Annotated in this window: 20 protein-coding genes; 4 read left to right on the forward strand and 16 right to left on the reverse strand. The window is 41.3% G+C overall.

The annotated features are described in order from the left end of the window. Positions 1 to 30: 30 nt before the first annotated feature. The 6 genes from pepT to ACSZOX_RS07085 all read right to left on the reverse strand — a co-directional run bounded on the left by pepT (position 31) and on the right by ACSZOX_RS07085 (position 5,766). A complete protein-coding gene (pepT, locus tag ACSZOX_RS07060) occupies positions 31 to 1,293 on the reverse strand; it encodes a peptidase T (RefSeq protein ID WP_437919155.1) in 1,263 nt (420 codons plus the stop codon). Positions 1,294 to 1,319: 26 nt separating this feature from the next. Further along, positions 1,320 to 2,117, reverse strand: a complete 798-nt coding sequence (locus ACSZOX_RS07065) for a DUF4197 domain-containing protein (RefSeq protein ID WP_437919156.1) — start codon at positions 2,115 to 2,117, stop codon at positions 1,320 to 1,322. A 77-nt stretch (positions 2,118 to 2,194) separates the two neighbouring features. Continuing rightward, positions 2,195 to 3,028 (reverse strand): endonuclease/exonuclease/phosphatase family protein, encoded by an 834-nt coding sequence (locus ACSZOX_RS07070; RefSeq protein ID WP_437919157.1) that lies wholly within the window; start codon positions 3,026 to 3,028, stop codon positions 2,195 to 2,197. A gap of 53 nt (positions 3,029 to 3,081) precedes the next feature. Further along, a complete protein-coding gene (locus tag ACSZOX_RS07075) occupies positions 3,082 to 3,843 on the reverse strand; it encodes a glycerophosphodiester phosphodiesterase family protein (protein WP_437919158.1) in 762 nt (253 codons plus the stop codon). Positions 3,844 to 3,949: 106 nt separating this feature from the next. After that, positions 3,950 to 4,600: an HD domain-containing protein gene (locus tag ACSZOX_RS07080; RefSeq protein WP_437919159.1), complete on the reverse strand. Its 651-nt coding sequence runs from the start codon at positions 4,598 to 4,600 to the stop codon at positions 3,950 to 3,952. Between the two features lie 5 nt (positions 4,601 to 4,605). Next, positions 4,606 to 5,766 carry a THUMP domain-containing class I SAM-dependent RNA methyltransferase gene (locus ACSZOX_RS07085; RefSeq protein ID WP_437919506.1) on the reverse strand — a complete coding sequence of 387 codons (1,161 nt, stop codon included), beginning with the start codon at positions 5,764 to 5,766 and terminating at the stop codon, positions 4,606 to 4,608. A gap of 70 nt (positions 5,767 to 5,836) precedes the next feature. On the opposite strand from ACSZOX_RS07085, the gene ACSZOX_RS07090 reads away from it, so the two are divergent. Next, positions 5,837 to 6,208, forward strand: coding sequence for a DUF3127 domain-containing protein (locus ACSZOX_RS07090; RefSeq protein WP_437919160.1), 372 nt, complete (start codon positions 5,837 to 5,839; stop codon positions 6,206 to 6,208). A gap of 99 nt (positions 6,209 to 6,307) precedes the next feature. On the opposite strand, the gene ACSZOX_RS07095 is transcribed toward ACSZOX_RS07090, so the two are convergent. From ACSZOX_RS07095 to ACSZOX_RS07130, 8 genes are all read right to left on the reverse strand, one after another. Next, positions 6,308 to 6,949, reverse strand: a complete 642-nt coding sequence (locus ACSZOX_RS07095) for a hypothetical protein (protein WP_437919161.1) — start codon at positions 6,947 to 6,949, stop codon at positions 6,308 to 6,310. Next, the gene (locus tag ACSZOX_RS07100; protein WP_437919162.1) at positions 6,939 to 7,487 is read right to left on the reverse strand and encodes an RNA polymerase sigma factor; all 549 of its coding nucleotides are present in this window, start codon (positions 7,485 to 7,487) and stop codon (positions 6,939 to 6,941) included. Before ACSZOX_RS07100 ends, ACSZOX_RS07095 begins: the two co-directional genes overlap by 11 nt. Positions 7,488 to 7,560: 73 nt before the next feature. Further along, entirely contained in the window at positions 7,561 to 8,814 is a 1,254-nt protein-coding gene (locus ACSZOX_RS07105; RefSeq protein WP_437919163.1) for a YeiH family protein, read from the reverse strand. Positions 8,815 to 8,816: 2 nt separating this feature from the next. Further along, a complete protein-coding gene (locus tag ACSZOX_RS07110; RefSeq protein ID WP_437919164.1) occupies positions 8,817 to 9,734 on the reverse strand; it encodes an epimerase in 918 nt (305 codons plus the stop codon). A gap of 214 nt (positions 9,735 to 9,948) precedes the next feature. Then, positions 9,949 to 11,727 carry an acyl-CoA dehydrogenase family protein gene (locus ACSZOX_RS07115; protein ID WP_437919165.1) on the reverse strand — a complete coding sequence of 593 codons (1,779 nt, stop codon included), beginning with the start codon at positions 11,725 to 11,727 and terminating at the stop codon, positions 9,949 to 9,951. A 40-nt stretch (positions 11,728 to 11,767) separates the two neighbouring features. Next, a complete protein-coding gene (locus tag ACSZOX_RS07120) occupies positions 11,768 to 12,940 on the reverse strand; it encodes an acetyl-CoA C-acyltransferase (protein ID WP_437919166.1) in 1,173 nt (390 codons plus the stop codon). A 151-nt stretch (positions 12,941 to 13,091) separates the two neighbouring features. Then, the gene (locus ACSZOX_RS07125) at positions 13,092 to 15,518 is read right to left on the reverse strand and encodes a 3-hydroxyacyl-CoA dehydrogenase NAD-binding domain-containing protein (protein WP_437919167.1); all 2,427 of its coding nucleotides are present in this window, start codon (positions 15,516 to 15,518) and stop codon (positions 13,092 to 13,094) included. 27 nt (positions 15,519 to 15,545) lie between these two features. Next, positions 15,546 to 15,992, reverse strand: a complete 447-nt coding sequence (locus ACSZOX_RS07130) for a MarR family winged helix-turn-helix transcriptional regulator (protein ID WP_437919168.1) — start codon at positions 15,990 to 15,992, stop codon at positions 15,546 to 15,548. A 275-nt stretch (positions 15,993 to 16,267) separates the two neighbouring features. On the opposite strand from ACSZOX_RS07130, the gene ACSZOX_RS07135 reads away from it, so the two are divergent. The 3 genes from ACSZOX_RS07135 to ACSZOX_RS07145 all read left to right on the forward strand — a co-directional run bounded on the left by ACSZOX_RS07135 (position 16,268) and on the right by ACSZOX_RS07145 (position 19,979). Continuing rightward, complete coding sequence (locus ACSZOX_RS07135) at positions 16,268 to 17,230, forward strand: isopenicillin N synthase family dioxygenase (protein WP_437919169.1); 963 nt, start codon at positions 16,268 to 16,270, stop codon at positions 17,228 to 17,230. A gap of 186 nt (positions 17,231 to 17,416) precedes the next feature. Next, the gene (locus ACSZOX_RS07140; protein ID WP_437919170.1) at positions 17,417 to 19,267 is read left to right on the forward strand and encodes a sensor histidine kinase; all 1,851 of its coding nucleotides are present in this window, start codon (positions 17,417 to 17,419) and stop codon (positions 19,265 to 19,267) included. Positions 19,268 to 19,292: 25 nt separating this feature from the next. Continuing rightward, positions 19,293 to 19,979: a response regulator transcription factor gene (locus tag ACSZOX_RS07145; protein ID WP_437919171.1), complete on the forward strand. Its 687-nt coding sequence runs from the start codon at positions 19,293 to 19,295 to the stop codon at positions 19,977 to 19,979. 66 nt (positions 19,980 to 20,045) lie between these two features. On the opposite strand, the gene ACSZOX_RS07150 is transcribed toward ACSZOX_RS07145, so the two are convergent. Both ACSZOX_RS07150 and ACSZOX_RS07155 read right to left on the reverse strand, forming a co-directional pair. Beyond that, on the reverse strand, positions 20,046 to 24,608 hold the full coding sequence (locus tag ACSZOX_RS07150; protein ID WP_437919172.1) for an efflux RND transporter permease subunit: 4,563 nt from the start codon (positions 24,606 to 24,608) through the stop codon (positions 20,046 to 20,048). Between the two features lie 36 nt (positions 24,609 to 24,644). Next, positions 24,645 to 25,748 (reverse strand): efflux RND transporter periplasmic adaptor subunit, encoded by a 1,104-nt coding sequence (locus ACSZOX_RS07155; RefSeq protein WP_437919173.1) that lies wholly within the window; start codon positions 25,746 to 25,748, stop codon positions 24,645 to 24,647. Positions 25,749 to 25,838: the final 90 nt, after the last annotated feature.

Raw genomic sequence — 25,838 nt, forward strand, 5'->3', positions numbered from 1 at the left:
TGTTTTATAGTTACGTGTTTGTAAAATAATCTATGCTCTTTCTTCCCAGATCGTTGCAATGTGCAGAATGGTCTTTACCGCTTTCTCCATATCTTGACGACTGACCCACTCCATTTTACCATGAAATGCATGTCCTCCCGCGAATACATTAGGACAAGGAAGTCCCATAAATGAAAGACGAGATCCGTCCGTGCCTCCTCGAATACTTCTTCTTTCCGCATTCAATCCGACTCTTTTGATCGCTTCTAGCCCAATATCCATAATTTCAGGATATTGATCCAAAACCTCTTTCATATTTCTGTATTGCTCAATCTCACGAAATTCGTAAGTAACTCCCGGATAACGCGCTATAACACGATCAACGATGCTACGGAGTTCTGCACTATGTTTCTGTAGATTTTCGGTAACGTGATCACGAATTATAAAGTCTATATCTGCTTTATCTACGCCTCCTTGGATATGGTTTGGATGGATAAACCCTTCCTTCTTGACTGTTGTTTCAGGAGATAAGCGATCTTTAGGCAGTTCGTCAATAATTGCTGCGGCAACCTTTAACGCACTTTGCATCTTTCCTTTTGCAAAACCTGGATGAACAGAAATCCCTTGAATACGCAATTGCACGGCATCTGCTGAAAACGTCTCGTCTTCGATAGTACCTGCCTTTTCTCCATCCATAGTATAACCAAAATCAGCACCTAGCTTATTAAGGTCAACATGATTAACGCCTTTACCGATCTCTTCATCTGGTGTAAACAAGATCTTGATTTCGCCATGTTTAATTTCGGGATATTTCATAAAGAGTTGGGCTGCTTCCATAATCTCTGCAACCCCCGCCTTATCGTCGGCCCCCAATAAAGTTGTACCACTAGCGGTTATAATATCGTGGCCTATCTGATTCGCCAAATCAGGATGCTCCGAAAATCGGATAACAACAGAATTATCGTCCGGAAGAATCAGATCTTGTCCCTGATAATTCGAATGCACCAATGGTTTAACATCCTTTCCTGCACAATCCGGCGATGTATCAACATGCGAACAGAAACAGATAACGGGAACTTTTTTATCCGAGGTTGCAGGAATTGTTGCATACACATATCCATATTCGTCGAGATGTGCATCTTGAATGCCAAGTTGCAACAGCTCTTCTACAAGTATCCTGCTCAGGTTCTTCTGCTTTTCTGTAGAAGGAAACGTTGTTGAATTTGGATCCGACTCTGTATCGACCTGCACATAACGCTTGAAGCGTTCCGCAACACCAAATTCAGTGATTGTATTAATGATTGAATTACTCATTTTATTAAAAAATATCGAAATGATGTCTATTTCTGACCGTCAACCCAGCCAAACACCTTAGATAACAATTCTGTACTCCGTGAGCCTCCTAAATTCTCCCGGATTTGCAATTCTTGCACAGCGACTTTCGTGAAAAGGCCATCTATCGCTTTCTTCGTAATGTAAGCTGTCAGATTCGTCTCCACTTTACTCGAAAGAGGTAATTTATTATAGGCTGTAGTAACTTGGTTCCAGTAATTCGAAACGTTATTAGTTCCCATAGCATTTTCTATAACAGGGCTAAATTTACTGGTCAACTCCGTCGTTGTACTTGTTTTAAAAAATGTCGTAGCAGCATCTTGCTGTCCACTCAAAAGAATGTTGTAGGCATCTGTTATCGTCATTTTAGATAAAGCGCTTACAAATACAGTACCGGCTTCGCTTACAGCGGTTTCTGCCGCTCTATTCATACTTGTTATGAATTGATCGCAAAGGCTACCCATTCCTACGGCACGTAATGTCTTTTCGATCTTTTGCGCTTCCTCAGGCATCAGTATTTTTACGGCAGCGTCTCCTAAATACCCATCTTTTACAGCCAGAGCACTGATACTTGCCTGTAAACCATTACTTAAAGCTTGCTTTATAGCGCTACTGGCTTCAGTGGTCGTAACACTTGTGCCATCGGTAGTCGTGGATGTGGTACTTGTTGTAGAGCTTTGCGCACTACTCGTTGTTCCTAATTTGTTTAATACGCTTTTAAGTTTTGAAGACACTTGTGCTTGTGTTGGCGACACGCCTCCTAACAATAATGCAACTAGGGCCGTATTTACGATTGTCTTTTTCATTACATCTGACTTTTTACCCTACAAAAATACATTAAATTAAAAGCAAAATGTGATTACATAAAAATCCTGTAGAGGAATTACCACGAAAGCACAGACATCACAGGAAAGTGATCAGACGGAAATTTACCCATATACGTATCGGTCAAGATCCCATATTTCTCTACTGTGAACGGATTAGTGATAAAAATATGATCGATTCGACTTTTCGGTTCTAAGCTTTTCCCCCATCCATTATATGAAGAATTGGGTTCGTATACAATTTTTGCCATATCATGTGCGTCTTGTACCACAGCACTTGTAGATAGTGTCCGATAAGCTTCATCTTGTTCGTCTACATTAAAGTCGCCGGTCAAGATCAGGGGTAGCCCTTTTGCAAATTCCTTGGCTTTTCGTAAAATAAGCTTCGCACTCTCCCTACGCGCTTCCACACCCACATGATCAAAGTGGGTATTCATGAAGATAAATTGCTTCCCATTCTGCAGATCCTCAAATACACCCCAAGTGCATATTCTGGGCAATACCGCATCCCAACCTTTATTTGGTTGTTCTGTGCTTACTTGAGAAAGCCAAAAAGTTCCATTTTTTATAGCTTTAAACCTCTTCTTATTAAAGAATATGGCCGAGTACTCTCCAAGCTTCGCCCCATCATCTCTTCCTACGCCAACATAATCAAATTCGGGCATCAGCTTTTTCATATCCTGAACTTGGACGTGAAAACCTTCCTGAATTCCGAAAATTTCAAATTCATGAAATTTAACAAGATCTGTCAATGCTTTCTTTCGATCATCCCATAAATTGCCTGTATCGGAGGCTGTTTTAAGACGTATATTAAAGGATGCAACCGTTATTTTCTGTGCTTGTAGGCATAGCCCAAGAATTAACAAAAAGCTTAATAGTGTAATTTTCTTCATTGCTTATTATCAAGTAAAGTTAAATTGACCTAAAAGGCTCTATAAAAGCCTTTTTATTTCTTTAAGATTGAATGGAGTAGTTCCGGTTCGTCCGTCGTGATATAATCGATGTGCTGATCGATAAAATACTGCATATCATCCGCTTTATTGACTGTCCAAACGTTCGTTTTTAGCTTCAAATTTTTAGCTTCTTCAATCCAATTAGGATTCTTTTTATATACGGATAAATGATAATCCAAGCCATCTATTTTCACGGCTTTCAGTTCTTGCGGAGACTTATCTCCATTCAGATAATGCACCTTTGCCTTTTTGTCGAGCGCCCTCAGTTTCAAACACGCATCATAGCTGAACGCGATATATTCCACCTGTTTATCGGCTTTCAGTTTTTTTACCAGCGCAACAGCCATTTCTGCCGATTTCAGCGTACGCTCTGTACCTAACTTATTTGTCTTTAACTCGTAAATTAGCTTCGTTGCTTGCTGCTTTAACCCTTCCTTAAGATAAGCTTCTGCCGTTGGAATAGATTCTCCGTTTGGATGTTTTTTTGTTAAGAGTTCATCATAGGTAGACGTTGCGATATCCAGCCCATAAAATTCGTCATCGTGATTGACAACAAGCACATCATCTTTGGTCAGGTGAACATCAAATTCGCTACCCCAGGCCTTCTGCGCTATTGCTTGATTCAACGAAGCTATCGAATTTTGCGGCGCTGCTGTATTTTTCCATGCCCCACGGTGTGCTATCATCTGCGTTTGTGCAAATGAAGTGAAATTAATCGCCGAGAGTACAGTCAAGATAACTAAGGATTTTTTCATTTTTGATACTATATTTATTCGAAATTATTAGCAAAAATCACATTGTAGACTACGAAAAACGTAGTCTACAACGAATATAGCCAATTCAAATTAAGATAATATTAAATCAATATTCTCCGTTCCATTCTCCATAAAATTGTTGCAAAAAGGACTCCATAAACTGATGTCGGCCTGCTGCAATGCGCTTTCCGGTGTTCGTATTCATCCTATCGCGCAGGAGAAGAAGTTTCTCATAGAAGTGATTGATGGTTGGCGCTTGTGTATTTTTATAGGCTTCCTTTGTCAAATTTTCTTCAACAGGGATCTGAGGATTATAAAGTTCACGGTTTTTAAATCCACCGTAATTGAATGCTCTTGCGATTCCAATAGCGCCAATGGCATCCAATCGATCTGCATCTTGCACAATTTCCAATTCTTTCGAATGGAAGGACACCTCACCCAATGAAGCTTTGAAAGACATATTCAAAATAATTTTTTGAATATGTTCGATACGTTCTGGATCAAGTCCTGTTGTCGAAAGAAATTCACCAGCAATACGCGGACCGATAGTTTCGTCGCCATGATGAAATTTGCTATCGGCAATATCATGGAGCAAAGCTGTTAATTCGCAAACCAGGGCATCTGCTGATTCCGTTTCTAAAATCAATTTGGTGTTATTCCACACACGAAGGATATGCCACCAATCGTGTCCTGATTCCGCATTTTTTAATTTATCTTGAACAAAAGCAACCGTGTCCTGTATAATTTTATCCTCCATAGCAACTACTTTTCCTTCGTCCCATCGTATAACTCATACTGTAATAAACGACAGTCGAGTTTCCCATTAAAAAATTCAAATCGACGAGAAGCGCGAAGGCCTATTTTCTTTGCAAGATCTGGATTTCCAGTAAATATGTAGCCTCGGTATCCTTTACAGTTCTGCTTTAAGAAATCGCCCATACGTTTATAGGTAACTTCCAATTTACTATGTGTACCTAGTCGCTCTCCATACTCAGGATTGAACATAATCACCCCATGATCTTCGGGAACAGTTGTTTCAGCAAAATCACACACCTCAAATTCAATTAGATGTTCCACTCCAGCCGTGCGGGCATTTAATTTCGCTATTTCAATCGCTTCGTCAGCGATGTCGGAAGCAATGATCTTCGGCAGATTTGTTTTCTCTGTAACCTCCTTTAAACGTTTACGTTCTGCAAAAAAAACATCTTCTTGGTAACCGATAAAGTGCATGAACGAATAGTTCATACGTTGTAACCCCGGCATTCTTTTTTGAGCGATAAGAGCAGCTTCGATAGCCAACGTTCCAGACCCGCACATTGGATTCACGAAAGGTGATTTTCCGTCCCAGCCTGTTGCAAGTATTGTGGATGTCGCTAGTGCTTCCAACATTGGGGCTTTTCCCGGATGTTTTCTGTAGCCATGTTTGGCAAGCGTCTCTCCAGAAGTATCAAGAAAGATTTCTGCACGTTCTTCCATCCAATGCAAATGAACAACGGCTTTATTAAGCTCTGGCCCAGAGTTGGGACGTACGCCTTTCTTATCTTTGATCCGGTCTACAATCGCATCTTTCACCTTTACATTGGCAAATAGTGGAGTCGTGATCGTTTCATTGTGCACATTGGATGTTACAGAAAAATAGCCATCAAAAGGCAATATTTCTTCCCAAGGCGTCGCCAACAAATGCTGGTAAAGTTCTGCCGGATCCTTTGCCCTGAAGGCTTTAATTTCATATAAAACCTGACTGGCTACCCGTAAGTTTAGATTTAATCGTATACACTCATTGATAGAGGCTTTAATCTCTACGCCTGTGTTAAACGAACGAACAATCTGAAATCCTAAATCCTTGACTTCCTGCTCCAAATATGGAGACAGACGCCTGTTGCAGGTAATGATAACCTTATTGGGTGTGTTGAAAACTTCCATCATATTTTTGCAAAGTTACTTATTCTGCTTAGCAAAAAATGCTTATTTTTACAGTTTAATAAGTTTTGATATGGAAATAAGAGGAAAAGTTCATGAGATAGGTGCGACGCAACAAGTTACAGAGTCCTTCAAAAAGAGAGATTTAATCGTAGCTTATGCGGAAAACCCACAATTTGTAGAGTACATTCGTTTTGAATCAACACAAGATCGTGTAAACATATTTGATAATTTGGCTGTAGGAGATGAGATCGAAGTATCTTTCAACCTTCGTGGTCGCCCTTGGACAAACAAAGACGGTGTTACTACTTATTTTAACTCATTAGTTGCTTGGAGAGTGACAAAATTGGCAAACACTGCACAGGCAGCTCCAGCTCCTGGCTACGCGGATATGCCTCCTGTTGATATCTCTTCTGGCGCGGATGATGATGACTTGCCATTCTAATAACTCAACTATAAAAAAAGGCCTTTGATTAGTCAAAGGCCTTTTTTATTACATTATGGGATGTGCATTTGAAAAATTTTAAAACAGCTGCAGCCCCAACTATTCGGGAAAATCTATTTCAACATGCCCGTTTTTACCTTTCCATAGCGGTCCTGCTTGGAAAATCTGAATAATCTGACTATAGATTTCATTGGACTGGTCAACTTGCGGTTGGATATCATACGGTTGTCCCGCTTCGTTAACTTTAAACAGCACTTCGAGTTTCTTTTCGTCATTTATGCCTGAATAATGCTTTGACAAAAAGAGATTAAAAGCCTCCCATCCTTCCGCAGGAACAGCATCTGATCCAGGAAAAGCCTTAATCTTTAACCCTACAAGCGACTCATCCATCAGTTCTACCTCCGTAATATTTGATTGCGCACGATAAGGTAAATGGCGAAGCAGCAACAATGTACATACAGCAATAAACATCACAGCAGCTACAAGACCTATTGCCAAACGTTGCCAACTAAAGAAATAGCTGTTTTTTTGTTCTTTCTGTACTGCAATCCTTTTCTCCAACCGCTGCTGCAACAGACTGAGCGACCTCGCATCTACACCATTCTGCAACCTATACCCGTCTATGGCGTCTTGCAAGAAAGGATCCTCCAATGCCTCTCGTTCCAACGCATGCATCTCCTCTCTTGTCATCAACCCATGTATATAGTTGTGAATACGCGATAATTGATAATTATTTTCCATTTCTCCGTTTCTCAATACATATTTTCAAGTTACGCTTTCCATTTTGGATAAAGCTTTTCACTTGGTTTAGATCCATGCCGAGTTCGTCGGCGATCTCTTTATAACATTTTTGTTCTAAATAAAACAATCGAACACACCTTGATTGGTTCTCCTGCAATGATGTTAAACACTCTTCCATTTGCTCGAAATCCCGTTCCTCCCATCTTTTCTCGTCCCCTTTATCCAGCCTACTTTCAGTTTCTGACAAATGCTCTTCGATATCTACAAAAACGCGTTGCTTATTCTTACGTAGTTCCATCAAGCAGAAATTCCGTGCAAACACATACAACCAACTTTTGAAATTTTCGACTTCGTGTACCCTTAACTTTTCTGTCAACTGCTCAAAAATCTGCATAACAGCATCTTGACTTGCGTCCTGGTCTTGCAAGTATTTAAAACACAAACCATACAGTAACGACATATATGGAGCATAGAGCTTTCCTAAAATTTCAATTTCTCCTTTTTGCCTATAAAGTATCAACAACTCCTTTTCACTCATGCAATAGTATGTTCTTTATATATGATGCTTTTTAATAAAAAATCCACAACTGATCGTTGTTTTTGTAATATGCTTATCGAAACAGAATAAGCGCTATAACTAAGGTAATTATTATATTAAAAAATTGTGCGACAAGAAAAGCATACATAGGCTTTCTATTCGTATGTACGAACAACTCTTTAAAATTAGTTTCTAAACCTATGGATGTGAAGGCCAAAGCAAACCATAATCCCTGAAGACTCTTCAAGCTTTCTTTCACTGCTTCAATTTTCGCAGGAGGTACAAAAAAGGAAAATAAGATCGACGCAAAAATAAAACCAATAACAAATTTGGGAAAACGCTCCCAAATTACTTTAAGAGTTGGTTTTTCGGCATGCTCAGCACTTTTTGATTTTGTATAGGTCCAATAGATACTAATTGCGAATGCAGCAATCCCCAAGAGAACATTTTGGGAAAACTTGACGATGGTACTGATCTTCAACGCTTCTTCTCCAACAAGAGAGCCGGAAGCTACTACCGCTCCTGTTGTATCGATACTCCCCCCTAGCCATGCTCCTGTAACTTCTTGTGAAAGCCCCATCCAAGAAGCCAGATAAGGCATGCATACCATCATTGGAATAGCCGTGATAAGAACTAATGAAATAACATAAGAGAGTTTCTTCGGATCCCCCTTGATGGCTCCAGAAGTAGCAATAGCCGCAGAAACACCACATATAGACACTGCACTCGACAACATCATCGCCATTTCCTGATCAATTTTCAGCTTCTTACAAAGCCAAAAAGAAAAATACCAAACAGAGAGAACGACAGCCAAAGCTTGGATCAAACCTAAAGATCCAGCCTTCAAGACATCGGAAAAGATAACAGTTGTCCCCAACAGCACCAATCCTATTTTGACATACAATTCAGTCGATAAAGCCGCCTTAAACCATTCAGGAAGTGAAAACAGGTTACTGATAGCCAAACCTATCCCCAGACTAAAAATAACAGCCTCCAAATTGAGTGTCTTAATCGCTTCGCTACCAGCAAAAAGCAATGCAATTACAGTAATGATGAAAACAATAGGAAAGACAACTAAAAGGGGCTTAATCGGTTTTCTTAACAAGAATGCTCCCACAATAGCTACAGCAAACACGAGCAAAAACTGTTGACTTATACGGTACAGGTTTTCTGTCGCTAATGTCGTGTCCAATAAGGTTGAAGCAGACTGCCATGAAAAGGATGGTTTCGGGATGACAACACCTAACAAAGCTAGGAATACGATGCCTAAACCTAAAATAACGACGACCCAATCTTCTGTAAAAATATTCTTTTGTGGTTCCCCCATAGTTAAACGGATTTGATTAGCTGTTTAAATGCATCGTGAATGTACGGATATTTAAACTCAAATCCTGCATGAAGTGTCGATTTAGTCGTTGCCGACACGCTTTCCAATAGAAGACTAGCGTCTACTCCTTTTATATATGCGCCTATTTTTGCAAAGGGCGTTGGCAATGGCAAACCAAATTGAACACCTACTTGCTGACGAAGCTCCCTCATAAAAGCATCGTTACGCACAGGAAAAGGGCTGCAAGCATGATAGATCAATTCGGGCTGATCCAAGGTCGCGATACAGTGTACCATCCGTACGAAATCTTCCTCATGAATCCAGCTAATGCGCTGATCCCCAACCCCAACTTTTCCACCTAAGCCCCACTTCACCAATGGATGTAACTCCGCAAACATCCCAGCACCTCTCATAAGCACGGGACTTATCCTTAGTATAACTTGATGGGTTACTTGAGGCGAAATCGCTAAGAAAGCTTCTTCCCAAGCTTGAGAAAGGCTCGCGAGGAATCCCTGCCCCCGTGCAGGACTATATTCGTCATGCATCCCGGGAAGTCCACCGAAAATGGAAATACCCGAAAAATTGATCCACAAACGAGGGGCATTTCGTTGTTGCTTAACCGCCTCGCCCAACAATATAGTGGGCACCAATCGAGAGTCCCTCAATTTTTTCTTATTTTTTTTAGTGAATCGCGTATTAACACTTTCTCCACACATATTGATCAATACGTCAGCTCCATCCAAAACAGCCCCCCAGTCACCAAGGTTTGTTCCATCCCATTCGACATACCTTATATTTTCATCAGTTGATACGCGTTTACTACGCGTTAAGATATAAACTACAGCACCTATTTTCGAAAAGGAATGGGCAAGTAGTTCGCCTAAATTTCCTGTCCCACCTGCTAAAACAATTTTTTTCATCTGTAAAGAATTATCCGTTCGTGCCTATCTTCAATTATATGTCGCCGCATCTCGGCGATATCACCCATCCTGTTCTGCATCGAAGCAACCTAACAATCAACACAACTGTTTACAATAAACAATAAAAAGCGATGCAGAGTTTCAACCTTTGAATAAGAAAAAAGCTCCGTTACAAATTACGCAACGGAGCTTTAATCCACAAAAATATCCCTCATCAAAAACAATATCTGTTCTCTTCTATTATCTTTTTCGCAATCCGTTGTCTCGCTTCTTTAGTATTAAAAGGTTCTGCTTTTGTAAAACGACGAAGTCCCATTAGCATCATCCGCAGCTCATCACCTTCTCCAAACGCATAAAGCGCTTCTTTACCCGCCACTTGAACTTTATCAATTGCACCATACAGGTAGACTTTGGCTATGTCGAATGGCAAGGCCGCTTTTGCTTCTCCATAAGTATGATGGATCTTCTCTGCTCGTAAAAGCACAGATTCTGCCACATAGACTGAGCCAATAATATCGGCAATATTCATTAATATCTCCTCTTCTTTAGCGAGTGACATCATCATCTTCTGCACAGCAGCGCCAGCTATCAAAAGACCAGCCTTCTTTAAATTGGCGATAATCTTCTTTTCCGCAGCATAAGTTAGCTGTTCCTCTGCTCCAAAATCAGGAATCGCGGTAAGTTCATTTGCAACAGCCATTGCAGGCGTCATGAGGTCAATCTCTCCCTTCATAGCGCGTTTTAATAACATGTCTACAATGAGAAGTCTATTTACTTCATTTGTTCCTTCAAAAATTCTGTTGATACGCGAATCGCGATAAGCTCTCTCCATCGGAGCTTCCGCAGAATATCCCATTCCTCCATAAATCTGAACGCCCTCATCAACCACATAGTCCAGCATTTCTGAACACCAAACTTTAATAATTGCACACTCAATAGCGAACTGCTCTACAGATTTCAACTTTGCCTTTGCTTCATCCATTCCAGCGGAAAGTAATGCATCGTAGGCATCATCGATATTCTGCCCAGCTCGATAAGCTGCAGATTCTGTTGCAAACAATCGTATGGCCATCTCCGCTATTTTATGGCGAATAGCACCAAACTTCGAAATTGGCAAATTAAACTGAACACGTTCATTGGCATAGCGTACAGCTTGTGTAATCACCGAACGGGAGGAACCGATTGTTGCAGCCCCCAATTTAATCCGACCAATGTTCAAGATATTCACTGCAATCTTAAATCCGTTCTCCCTATCGGATAACATATTTTCTAGCGGAACAGGGCAATCGTTAAAAAATATTTGACGTGTAGATGATCCTTTTATTCCGAGTTTATGCTCTTCCGGATTCATGGTTATTCCTCCGAAATCCTTTTGCACAATAAATGCAGTAAGATTTTTGTCGTCATCTATCTTGGCAAATACGATAAAAATATCGGCGAATCCTCCATTTGTAATCCACATTTTTTGCCCATTGAGAAGATAGTGGGTTCCCTCCTTATTCAATTTCGCGGAGGTACGACCAGAGTTTGCATCAGAGCCAGCATTCGGCTCTGTTAAGCAATATGCTGCTTTCCACTCTCCTGTAGCAAGTTTGGGTATATATTTTTCTTTTTGCTCTGCTGTTCCGTAATAGAGAATAGGCAATGTGCCTATACCCGTATGTGCAGATAAGGCAACAGCGAATGAATAGCCTCCACCTACCGCATCAGCCACGAGCATTGACGTATTAAAATTTTTACCAAAGCCTCCGTATTGCTCGGGAATAGAAACGCCCAACATACCCAATTCGCCAGCCTTGTCTAATAACGACTGCATCAATCCTTCTTCTTGTGCATCGATGCGATCGAGCTTATTCAGGACCTCCGTGTTCAAAAAATCTAAACAAGTCTGACGAATCATTATCGCCTCTTCATCAAATTCCTCTGGTATAAAAACATCCGTATAGGGTGTTTCACGAATGACAAATTCACCTCCTTTGATTGCGTTGCTCATAGTTTTCTATTTATGATGATTACGACCTTAACGTTTCTCTTTATAACAATTCAAATATTCCAGCTGCTCCCTGCCCTGTTCCCACACACATGGTGACCATTCCATACTTCTCGTTCCTTCGCTTCAGATCATTTAGGATCTGTACGGTCAATTTTGCGCCAGTACATCCTAATGGGTGCCCTAAGGCTATCGCTCCTCCATTGATATTTATTTTTGTAGCATCGAGATCAAGCTCCCGTATCACCGCCAAAGACTGCGAGGCAAAGGCTTCATTTAGCTCAATAAGATGAAGGTCATCTTTTTTCAATCCGGCCTTTTCGAGAGCCTTTGGTATAGCCGCGATAGGACCAATACCCATGATACGCGGAGGTACCCCTGCCACACTATAGCTTACCAAACGCGCGATGGGCTCCACATTCAATTCTTTCATTCTTTTCTCCGAAACGACAAGCACAAAAGCAGCCCCATCGGATGTTTGCGATGAATTTCCAGCAGTGATACAACCGTCAGCGGCAAACACCGGTTTCAATTTGGCCAGCGCTTCTAGCGAGGAGTCTGCCCGCGGTCCCTCGTCACGATCTACAACATAATCTCTCGTCACAATAGATTGATCTTTGAGGTAATTTTCATGAACGGTTATCGGAACTATTCCTGCCTGCAAATAACCACTTTGCTGTGCCGCAACAGCCTTTTGATGCGATTGCAGCGCAAAAGCATCTTGATCTTCACGCGAAACGTTGAACTCTTTAGCCACTGCTTCGGCTGTCAGTCCCATGCCCCAATACCAATCCGGGTGGTTTTTCGCAACAGTGGGATTAGGTACAATTTTCCAACCGCCAAAGGGCATACCCGACATCACCTCCACCCCTCCCGCGATAATGCAATCTGCCATACCCGATTTAATCTTTGCAACCGCAGAGGCTATTGTTTCTAATCCTGAGGCACAATATCGGTTCACCGTCACTCCAGGAACTTTATCAGTATCCAATCCCATAAGCGAAATTAGACGTCCCACATTCAGTCCCTGCTCTGCCTCTGGCATAGCATTACCCACAATAACGTCATCTATTTGCTCCACATCGAGGTTGGGAACTGTTGAAACCATATATTTAATTACTTCAGCCGCTAAGTCGTCAGCTCGCATAAAGCGGAATACGCCCCTTGGCGCTTTTCCCACTGCTGTTCTATATCCTGCGATGATGTATGCTTCCATTTTTTTGTCTTTATGTGGTTCGTTATTAAATGTCATCCCCTCCAAAAGAACTGCTTTATCTGCTTCAACACATACTGACAGCTCAACATCTAATAATGAACCTATTTTCTACCGTTATTTTTGAACTTTATCTCTTTATTGGATCGGCCGTCTAATTTCTGAGAGGCTTCCCTTTGGTCAACATATGCTGTATCCGCTCTAGCGTCTTACGCTCTGCACAAAGCTCCAAAAATGCCTTTCGTTCAAGATCCAGCAAGTATTGTTCGGACACTTCGGTAGGTGAGGACAGGTTCCCTCCACACATGACCCAACCAAGCTTTTCAGAGATCTTTTTATCGTGATCCGAGATATAGTTACCTGCACGCATAGACGAGGCCCCTACATATACAATTCCCAAACCTTGATTTCCGAGAACTTTAATATTGTGTCTCGGTGCCGGCTGTACATACCCCGCATCCGCCAATTCTAAAGCTTTTGCTTTTGCATCGGCCAATAGCCGCTTACGATTCATCGTGATGGCATACCGTCCCTGTTGGAGGTAGCCTAACGCAGCGGCCTCAACAGCAGAAGTGGAAACCTTTGCTTGCCCTATAGTAAGGAATCGGTCCTTTAATGTATTTTGCACAATTTGATCAGATTTATATTCATCCGATGCACGTAACGCAAATTCTTTAGAACCGCCACCTCCAGGAATAACCCCTACCCCAAATTCCACTAAGCCCATATATGTCTCCGCATGGAGCTGCACAAAGTCTGCATGCATCGAAAACTCACAGCCACCACCCAATGTCAATTGAAAAGGAGCAACAACGACTGGTATCGCTGAATAACGAATACGCATGGCCGTATTTTGAAATGTACGAACAGCCATATTGAGTTCATCGTACTCCTGTTCTACCGCCATCATAAAAATCATCCCAATATTTGCCCCTGCCGAAAAGTTTTTCCCATCGTTTGAAATGACAAGTCCGCGATACTCTTTCTCGGCCAAGTCTATTGCCTTATTAATCCCCTGAATCACCTCGCCACCAATCGTATTCATTTTCGTATGAAACTCACAATTCAATATTCCATCTCCAAGATCGGCAATCGTTACACCCGCATTTTTCCATACCGTTTTTGTGTCACGTATGTGATCAAGAACAATGAGGTCTTCCGCCCCCGGAATAGGTTTATACATTTTAGAGGTAAGATCGTAATAATGTTTTACACCATTCACAATCTTATAGAATGACTCACATCCCGAGGCTAGCATCTCATGAACCCAAGGAGCCACTTCACCTTGCTGCCCCGGTAAACGCTTCTCTTCTGTTTTTATTTTTTCAAGAGTCGCACGTACTCCCAAGGCATCCCAGACTTCAAAAGGGCCCAATTCCCAACCGAAGCCAGCGCGCATGGCATCATCTATTCGATAAAAATCGTCCGTAATTTCTGGCACACGCCGGGAAACATATTCAAAAAGAGGATAGTGCATCGCACGAAAGAAGATTCCCGCCTTATCCTCTCCTTCTTCAAAAACCTTCATTCGCTTGCGAATATCATCAATCGCTTTGGTTGACTCTAGCGTGGATGATTTTACCTTATCCTGCCCGCTATAATCCAATGTTTTCAAATCCAAAACAAGAATCTCAGATCCTCCGCTTGCATCTTTTTGCTTTTTGTAAAAGCCCTGTTTCGATTTTTCTCCCAGCCACTTATTTTCAAGCATCTTATCAAGATAAGCGGGTAAATGAAATATACCATTCGCCTCATCCTCGGGTGCATTCTGCAGAAGACCTTTCGCTACATTAGCCAATGTATCCAATCCCACAACATCAGCTGTACGAAAAGTTGCAGATTTGGGATGCCCCATAGCGGGTCCTGTATATTTATCGACTTCCTCTACCGAAAGTTCCATCTTTTCGACCAGGTGGGTGATGGCCAACATCGAGTAAACACCTATACGATTCCCTATAAAGGCTGGGGTATCTTTACATAATACCACCGTTTTGCCTAACATTTTATCTCCAAAATGAGTTAGAAAGTCAATAACTTCTTTGCTCGTATGCGACGTTGGGATGATTTCAAGCAGTTCTAAATAACGTGGAGGGTTGAAAAAGTGTGTCCCACAAAAATGAGCTTTAAAATCCTCTGAACGATTTTCTGCCATTAAATGAATAGGAATTCCAGAGGTATTTGATGTAATCAATGTTCCCTCTCGACGATACTTTTCTACCTGTTCAAATACATTTTTTTTAATATCGAGACGCTCCACCACAACCTCTATTATCCAGTCGCAACTTGCAATATCTTTCATATTGTCATCAAAATTCCCCGTGGTAATCCGGGGAATATAGCTTTTACTATAGATCGGAGACGGATTCGTTTGAAGTGCCGTATTCAACGAGAGATCTACAATACGATTTCGAACAGCGGTACTTTGCAAGGTAAGCCCTTTTGCCTCTTCTTGGGGAAGCAGTTCCTTCGGAACGATATCCAACAACAACACTTCCATACCAATATTAGCAAAGTGACAGGCAATCCTAGACCCCATAACTCCGGATCCTAAAACCGCTACTTTCTTAATATTTCTACTCATGCTATTTTAATTTTCAAGTTTATAATCTTAGCTATTCATCTCTATTTTTGGTGTGTAACTCGCCGCTAAGGCATTTACCTTCTCTAGAGATTTTATCAACTGTTCTCTTTCCTCCAGCGAAAGCTGCTCCTCCAAATATTCGTTAAATGCCCTCACAACATCTTTTGCGATCTTGCGCTTCTCTCTACCCAGATCTGTCAAATATACTTTGACCGACCGTTTATCTGAACTATTGACCTCTCTGTAGATAAATCCTAAGCTCTCTAAATTATTTAACACACGGGAAAGTGAAGTAGTTTTCACTCCTGTCGAATTCGCTAACTGCGACACCGAAGTTCCTTCTTTATGAATGTTGATCAATATATAACCGGCAGCTTGCGTGAAACCAAATTGTGAAGCTATCACATTATATTTGTTCGCAACTGTTTGCCAACTCGTCTTCAAAAAGTAATCAATCGTATTTTCTTGGCTCATAATCTTTGCTCTATTTACTATGCAAGCATAACAAATTTAAACGAATAGATTGAGAAAAACAATTCTTTTACTCATCTTTTTAAAGATTTTAGTGCTGACAGCTGCTGTTTCAACTTTTTCGAAGGAACAGCATGCGATGAAATAAAAAAGCAATTGTGGAAAACTTTTGACAACTGATTTTCTTATATTTATACAACAAACAACCTCTGTTTTAAACAGACACTAACAGGATAAGCGTAATATTACGTTAACTTTGTAAGCAAAAAACATAGCATATGTCATTAGTAAATATTCCCAGACTAGATCTTTTGCAGTATACCGAAGGTAATAGTGAACAGCAACAACAATTCGTTCAAGATATTGGAAAGGCTTTCAACGAAACTGGCTTTGTCACTATTGCGAACCACGGTTTGAGTCAACTTTTGATTGACGAGTTATACCAGGTAGTAAAAGAATTTTTCGAATTGCCTGAAGCTGTAAAAAGAAAATATGAATATCCGGAGTTAGCGGGCCAGCGCGGATACACTTCAAAAGGAAAAGAGAAAGCAAAAGATGCAAATACCCCGGATTTAAAAGAGTTCTGGCAAAGGGGACAAACCATCGTGGGCGAAGACTATTCAAAAGCGGATTTCCCTGATAACATTATTGTAGAAGAGCTGCCTCGTTTCAATGCGGTAACAGCGGAAGTATACAAACGCTTGGAGGACGCAGGACGCAACTTGTTAAAAGCAATAGCCTCTTACCTCGACCTAGAGGAAACGTACTTTGAGAAGTTTGTAATTAACGGAAACTCCATCCTAAGAGCGATACATTACTTCCCGATAGAAAATCCAGATAACATATCTCCAGACGCTGTTCGCGCAGGTGCCCACGAAGATATCAACCTTATCACATTGCTGATTGGAGCAAGTGCCGACGGACTGGAAGTGCTTACTAAGGACGGTAGCTGGTTCCCCATCAAAGCCAAAGGTGAAGATATTGTAGTCAATGTGGGAGATATGCTGCAACGGTTAACGAACAATAAACTGAAATCGACAACCCATCGTGTTGTAAACCCTCCTCGAGAATTGATGCAAACATCACGCTATTCTGTGCCATTCTTTTTGCACCCCAAAGCATCCATGAGCCTAGCTAGTTTAGATTCTTGTATTTCTGAAGAACATCCAAAAAAATACCAGGATTACACGGCAGGTCAATATCTTGATGAAAGACTAAGAGAAATCGGGTTAAAGATGTAGTACATCCTAGCAAAGAGGAAGAACGTCATAACCAGAAGTAAGAGCAATCGGTTATGACGTTTTTTATTGCCCCTATAGACCCGAAAAGCATACGGAAGTTTTTACTTGCTGATTTAGAAAACAATCCGTTGTTAAATTGTGTTAAAAGCACTTTTTGAAGCTGTTGCATTCCTATTTTTGTAAAAAATGAAAAAACGTAGTATCACATTGATCATTTGGCTGATGTCTATTGCCCTCATCGGGGTAATGGCTATGCAGTTTTACTTTATCAAAGAATCCTACAAACAGAAGTCTCAACTTTTTGATGAAGGCGTAAAAGCAGCCTTAGCAACAGTTGCTGGAAAAATTGAAAAACGTGAGATATACGATTTTGCACGTGAACAGGAAAGAGCAAATCAGGCCAAATTCAAAGCAGATCAAGCCATTCAGCATCGCAAGGAAAGACTACTCGCTCAGCAGCTAGGTATACAGGAGAAAATAAAAAGACTCCAAATTCAACAGTTTGAATACCAACAAACGTATCGTGAAGCAGAAGAAAATCTAAAATCTCTTTTTCCAAACGCAGTATATGTAAACAATATTTTTTACGAAACCTATATCAGACGCAAAAGATATCAGTCTTTAATTGATTTTAATGTCATGAATCAATATATAGGAGAGGGGTATTATGATACGAATATAGAGTTATCTGCAAAACGTAAGATCCCTGAGGTTCCGGCAAAAGATGATAGTACACGGTTTATTATTCCGTTTTTCGGGAATGGCAATGTGGAAGCTATTCAGACCGCAACGCTTATCCCTAAGGTAAATTCGAAACTTGCTTTTGAACTACATGATCTAGAAAAAAAACTGGAAGATCTTAATTCGACAACCCTAACTGTAGCTACCGATTTATTTGATACGCTTGCAGTTATTGGTGGGAAAAGCAAAAACATCTTAAAAGATGTGCAGTCGAGCATGCAATTGGCGAAGAAGCCGTTCAGAGAACGGATCAATATCCAGTTTCTAAAATCAGAAATTGGCGCTGAATTAGCAAAACGAGAAATACTTGTGCCCTTCAATATTGAGATCCGGGATGATCAAAGTTTAGTGATCTATCAAACGTTGCAAAGTTCAGATCCGACGAAAGAAATGAAATTTGCGAAATATAGCACGAGACTTTTTGAAAACGACCTTGGAAGTTCGCCAGGCCTACTCTCCATATATTTTCCAAATAAATCCTTCATCATACAAGATAACATGAGCTACATGTTACTTCCGATGATCGCACTTTTGGCACTTTTAATTGGGGCCTTCGCTTATACCCTAACGATCATCTTTCGACAGAAGAAAATATCGGAAATGAAAACAGATTTCATGAACAACATGACGCATGAATTCAAAACGCCAGTAGCTACGATAATGATTGCAAGCGAATCGCTACGAGATCCGGAGATTGCTTCGGATGAACGCCGCGTGAATCGCTTAGCCAATATTATTTATGATGAAAATGTACGTTTAGGGAACCATATCGAACGCGTACTGAATATTGCGCGGTTGGAAAAAGAAAACCTTAAAATTGAAAAGGTCGACGTACAGATTAACAATGTTGTATCCAGCGTATTAGATAGTATGAACCTGCAGCTACAAAAGGCGGGAGGCACACTTCAAACAGAAATATCCGCAACTGAAGATCATGTGATCGGAGATGAATTGCATCTATCCAATGTATTTTTTAACTTAGTGGATAATGCCATTAAATACAGTAAGGATGCCCCAGAGATTACGGTAAAAACCTATAATTTGAAAAACAAAATTGTAATTACCGTTGCGGACAAAGGAATGGGTATGACGAAAGATCAGAAAGAAAAGATCTTTGATCAGTTTTACCGTATTCCAACAGGAAATGTACATAACGTAAAAGGTTTCGGCTTGGGGTTAAGTTATGTTAATGATATTGTGAGACGACTAAACGGAAAAATCCAAGTAAAAAGCGAGAAAGATAAGGGCACAATCTTTGAGTTGGTGTTTCCACTCAAAGGAGCTAACCTCGATTAATAAGTATTCAAAATTGACGACAGATATGCAAAAAATATTATTGGCGGAAGATGATCCAAATTTGGGAGAGCTTCTCAAAGACTATTTAGAATTAAAGGGAAAATTTGACGTAACCTTATGTCAAGATGGCGACGATGCTTTAATCGCCTTCCGTAAGGAAAAATATGATTTATGCATATTCGATGTCATGATGCCGAAAAAAGATGGGTTTTCGTTAGGAAAAGACGTCCGCAAGATGGACAAGACTGTCCCTATCATTTATGCCACAGCAAAAGGCATGATGGAAGACAAGACCCAGGCTTTTGAGTTGGGGGGAGATGATTACATTACAAAACCTTTCCGCGTAGAAGAATTGCTACTTCGCATCAATGCACTATTAAAGCGTGTCTCGAAAGATAAAGAGGAAGATATTATAGATAAGTTTGAAATAGGTAGTTACTTCTTTGATTACACGAGCCAGATCATCTCCTATAAAGGGCAACAGCAAAAACTATCGACAAAAGAAGCGGAATTACTTCGTCTTCTTTGCTTAAATAAAAACGATGTACTTACCCGCGAAGAGGCCTTGGTTAAAATCTGGCATGATGACAACTATTTTACCGGTCGCAGTATGGATGTATTTTTAAGTAAGCTCCGAAAATATCTAAAAGAAGATCCTAACGTAGAAATTGTCAACGTACATGGAAAAGGTTACAAATTATTAGTCAGCTAACAACGTTATTTGTTCCAAAAAAAAAGCCGAGTATAAAACTCGGCTTTTTTTTTGGAAGAGCCTACACTATTTCCAACCGCCCCCCAAGGCCTTATAAATTACAATTTCATTCAAAAGCTGTTCTTTTTTTATTTCCACTTCATTCAATTCCGCGGCTACAGCATCTTTTTGAGCCGTAATAATGTCCAGGTAGGATATCCTTCCTGCAATAAACAGCTCGTTAGCTGCATCTACCGCACCTTTCAAAGCCTGCACCTCTTCTTGTATATATTGCTCACGGCTTCGTATATGCTCCTGCGTAAGAACCGCATTAGAAACCTCATTGTATGCCTGCAGCACGCGTTTCTCGTACTCCAAAAAGTTCAATCCGTAAGTGGCCTTAAATGTTTCATACTGTGTTTTTAGCTGCCTTTGATTGAAAATAGGAGCCGTAAGTCCACCCAATAGTCCATAAGTTAACGATTTATCAAAATCAATCAACTTATTAAAACTAAACGTCTGCAGCCCCATATACGGAGAAAGCACAACGGTAGGTAAGAAAGCAGCTTTTGCCGCACTCACCTCTTGCTCGGCTTCCAGAATTAAGAACGAGGCCTCACGAATGTCGGGCCGAAGTGCCAACATCTGGAAAGGTGTACCTACCTCCAATTTATCAAACAACCTCTTCGCGGCAATACCTTCACCACTGCGGCGAACCGGTTGGTTGAAGCGTCCCATCAGGTAGTTGATGTGATGTTCGAGCACAGTAATCTCCTGCTTTATCTTCTCACGTTCGGCTTTTGAATTCGCTAAAAAAGCTCGAAATTGCTGTACCGCCAGCTCGGAAGTACGCCCCGCATCTTTCTGCAGCTCGCTGATTTCAAGTGCGCGTTCGTTTAGCTTTATGTTATTATCGAACACTATGATCTTTGCATCTAGACCAAGAAGTTCGTAATAAGCAGATGCTATATTTGTCACTATTTCCGTCTCGACCAAACGTCTCGCTTCATTTTCCGCCAGAAGGGAATTAAACGCCGCATTTTTTTGATTTTTAATCTTGCCCCACAAATCCAGCTCCCAGGAAGCACGCACGCCAACGAAATAGTCAGGCACCGCGGGTTCCGGGATTTTTTCGTCATCTTTAAGATTTTCAGAAAAGTTCGAATCGTAGTTTCCTATACCCGATTCGGTATAAAAACCATATTTCCGCAAACCAGCCTCAGCAGCCAAATCAAGACTTGGCAACAGAGCGGCCTTACGCTGTTTGAAGCTTGCCTGCGCTATCTCGATACGTTTTATAGCCTGTTGAAGATCATAATTGTAAACAAGAGCCGAATCCAACATCGTTTTAAGATAGGGATCGGTAAACAGTTCCTGCCATGGCTGGGCGGCAATTGTAACCGTATCTTCCGTCGACGTTCTCTGATTAAAGCTTGCTGGCACCTCTGTTGTTTTTGCTGCTTCCATTTTTTTAGGCACAGCACAGGATAATACTGATCCCACCCCTATAAGAAGGAGAATGACAGGCAGAACTTTCGTCTTATTTTTATCCTTTTTGTTTTTCGAGAACAACACAAAGAGTCCCGGAATCACAATAACGCCAAGAACCGTTCCAATAAACATCCCTCCCACAGAGGCAGTACCTATCGTACGATTTCCAACAGCCCCTGCTCCAGAAGCAAACATAAGAGGGATCAACCCCGCCACGAAGGCAAAAGAAGTCATCAAAATAGGTCGAAGTCGGGCATAAGCGCCTTCTATCGATGCCTCTAAAATGCTCATTCCTTGCTTCTGTTTTAATACAGCATATTCGACAATCAATATTGCATTTTTTCCAAGCAAACCAATTAACATAACCAAAGCCACCTGAGCATAGATATTGTTTTCCAGACCGAAGAGCTTAAGGAAAACAAAGGAACCAAATACCCCTGCAGGCAAACATAATATAACAGGAAGCGGCAGAAGAAAGCTTTCATATTGTGCAGCCAGAAGGAGATAAACAAATACCAGACACAGTGCAAATATATAAACCGCCTGATTTCCGGATATTACCTGTTCTCTGGTCATTCCCGCCCATTCAATACCATACCCCTGTGGGAGTTGCGCAGCGATCTGCTGTACTGTTTCAATAGCCTGCCCGGTACTGAATCCAGGTGCCGGTTGCCCATTGAGCATCGCCGAAGTGAACATATTATAGCGCGTGATCTGTTCAGGACCATAAATACGCCGCATTGTAATAAACGAGGAATAAGGAACCATTTCCCCTTCTTTGGTTTTTACAAATAGATTGAGTACATCTTCCGGACGCTGACGATAGTGCGGATCCGCCTGTACCATCACTTTATACATCTGTCCATAACGGATAAAATTCGTTGCATAGAAACTCCCCATTAGCGTTTGCAGCGTATTCATGGCATTCTCGACCGAGATTCCCTTTTTCGCTGCAAGATCATAATCGATATCAAGCATATATTGCGGGAAGCTTACATCAAAGCTAGAGGTGACACTCTCGATAGCCTCCGATGCAGATAGGTCGGCCATGAACTTCTTTAACACCTCTGCTGTTTTGGTGAGATCTTCGTTTCCGCTCCTATCCAATAAACGGAGTTCAAAACCAGAAGCATTACCAAAGCCCGGTACTGTCGGTGGAGGAAAGAATTCAATTTCGGCATCTGCGATATGTGCTGTTTTCTCCCGCAACTCCTTTATAAGATCATCTACGGTTTTGTTTCTCTCGCTCCACTTGTTTAGGTTTATCATCCCCATTCCATAAGAAGCTCCTGACACCTCAGTCAGAATACTGTATCCTGCAAGCGTCGAAACAGTCTCTACAGATTCCAGACCACGTGCGATATCATCGACCTCGTCCAGCACACGTTCGGTCCTGTCAACTGTTGCTCCCGGAGGCGTCGTTACACTGACGTAGATCATCCCTTGATCTTCCGTTGGAATAAAACCCGAAGGTAGAATACTATTAGCTCCCCAAGTGGCAACAAAAAATAAGACAAGCATCCCTAGCGTAACAACCCTCCTATTGGCAATCCCACGAAGAAGATTCCTATACTTCCCTGCCATCTTATCATAAGAAGCATTAAATTTCTTAAAAAATTTACCCAGAAAATTGGTAGATTCTTTTTTGTCATGCGGCGAACGTAGGATGATGGCGCAGAGTGCTGGTGTCAACGTTAGCGCATTGATACCCGAAATGACAATGGCCGAAGCGAGGGTCAGTGAAAACTGTCTATAGAATATACCCACCGGCCCAGAGAGGAATGCGACTGGTATAAAAACGGCAGACATAACCAGTGTAATTGCAATAACCGCTGCTCCGACTTCCTTTATTGCGGCCAGCGTGGCTTCCATGGGTTGCAAATGTTCTTCTTCCATTTTCGCAAATACCGCTTCGACGACCACAATTCCATTATCCACAACAATGCCGATCGCAAGTACAAGCGCGAACAAAGTCAGTAGATTTATGGAGAACCCCATCATCTGCATAAAGAACAAGGCTCCCACCAAGCAGACTGGAACGGCAAGTATAGGGATGACTGTTGCACGGAAATCCTGCAGAAAGATAAAAACAACCAAAAAAACCAATATAAACGCCTCAATCAGTGTCTTGACAACGCTAGAAATAGAAGCATCTAAAAAACGAGAGACATCATACCCCATGGTATAGGTCATTCCTGGAGGAAATGTTGCTCCCTTTAGCTCTTCCATTCTGTCTTTTACACGCTGGATAACATCCTGCGCATTCGATCCGGGCAGTTGCTTCAGCATGATCGAAGCAGAAGGTCTCCCATCCGTTTTTGATACCATTTCATAATCCAATGATCCAAACTCAATGTCCGCTACATCCCGGACGCGGATAATCGTACCATCAGCATTAGCTCTGATAGGAATATCTGCGTATTCGTCTGGTTCAGAAAATTTCCCCGGATAACGCAGGACATATTGTTGCATATTAACCGTTTTATCCGAACTGATTCCTGTCTGACCCGGAGCGGCTTCTATATTCTGCTTGCGGAGCGACTCGATCACCTCATCGGTGGAGATGGCATACGCAGCCAGTCGGTCGGGCTTTAGCCACACCCGCATAGCATAGTCTCGCATGCCCATGATCTGCGCAAAACCGACTCCTTCAATCCTCTTGAGTTCCTTTAGAATATTGATATCCGTAAAATTGTATATAAAACGTTCGTCGGCAGTTTCATCGGAAGTATAGATGTTCAGGTACATCAACATACTGTTCACTTCCTTTTCAGTCGTCACCCCTGCCCGAATTACCTCTTCCGGCAATTCATCAAGAACAGTGGTTACTCTGTTCTGCACATTGACGGCTGCGATATCTGGATCAACCCCCACCTTAAACGAAACCTGAATTAAGGTCGTTCCGTTATTGGTGGTCACCGTATTCATGGATGTCATTCCTGCGACACCGTTGATGGCTTTTTCTAAGGGTATGGCTACAGCATTTGTACTTACTTCGGCATTAGCACCTGTATAATTTGCCGTAACGACCACTGAAGGTGGTACAATATCGGGAAATTGAGTGATTGGTAAGGTAAATAGGGCTAATATTCCCAACAAGGTAATAAACAATGAAATTACCAGCGATAGAATAGGCCTCTTAATAAATGTTTCAAACATGAAGTAATAGTCTTAAAATTTCTTTAGTGAATATGTTTAGTTTTGTTCTACAGCCTGTACTTTCATTCCATCGCGAAGCCCTTGAACACCTTCGAAAACAATCTGTTTTTCGTCATCCAAACCATCCTCCACAATGTAATAATGCCCAACCCTTTGACCTGCGGTAAATGGCTGCATTTTTACTGTTTCATCATCATTCAGCACATATACATAGGTCTTGTCCTGGATTTCCACTACAGATTTTTGATGAACAAACCTTGTGCTACCCGTGGAAACAGGGACGGCAATTTTGCCAGAAGCTCCATGTTTCAAAAGACCATCTGTATTAGGGAATTTCGCTCGTAGAGAAATCGAACCTGTATTGGGTTCAAACTCACTTTCTACAATATGCGCTTCTCCTGTATGTGGATAATCTTGTCCATTAGCGAGAATCAGCTTTACCTTTCGTTTAAAATCGTTACTGTTAAAATTAGAGTCACTTGCTAAGTCTAAATATTCCGATTCAGAGATATCAAAATAGACATTCAAACCGCTCAGATCAGATATATTAGTGATAAGTGATCCTTCATTCAACAATGAGCCCGCTTTCAGCACAATACGGTCTATCCTTCCATTGAAAGGCGCACGGATCAAGGTTTGTGACAACTTTGTAGCTGTCTGATTCACCACAGCACGCGCCTCTTCCACTTTGGATAGTGCTGCTTTATACTGTACATTGATCAACTCCTGTTCTGTCTTGGAAACAATGTTTTTTTCCACCAATTTCTTTGTGCGTTCCTTCTCCAGTTCTACTTTCTTTGCCTCAGCAATAGCAATATTCAATGTGGCCTCCGCCTTGGCATGATCTGCTCGGTATTCCTCATCATTTATCTTGAATAAGACTTGTCCAGATTTGACAAAAGCCCCCTCATCGACGTAGATCTTTTCTAAGAAACCACTTAAACGCGATCGCAATTCAACATTTTTACTCGCTTGAATATCGGCGATATACTCTTTATAAATAATGGTATCCATCACCGTAAGCCCCGTCACAGGGACTTGACGGGTGGTTTCGGATTTATTTTCTGTACTCTTAACTGTGCAACTACCTGCCAATAGGGTCAAACCAAGAAAAGGCAATACAAATGTAACTGTCTTCATGTACGATGTTATGTTTTTAAATAAATAATAAGATGGAAACACCTCCGCAACTATCTAATTCATCGAATTAGAGCAGCAACCAAAGGTATA

Source organism: Sphingobacterium sp. LRF_L2 (genome assembly GCF_965644235.1).
Taxonomy (GTDB): domain Bacteria; phylum Bacteroidota; class Bacteroidia; order Sphingobacteriales; family Sphingobacteriaceae; genus Sphingobacterium.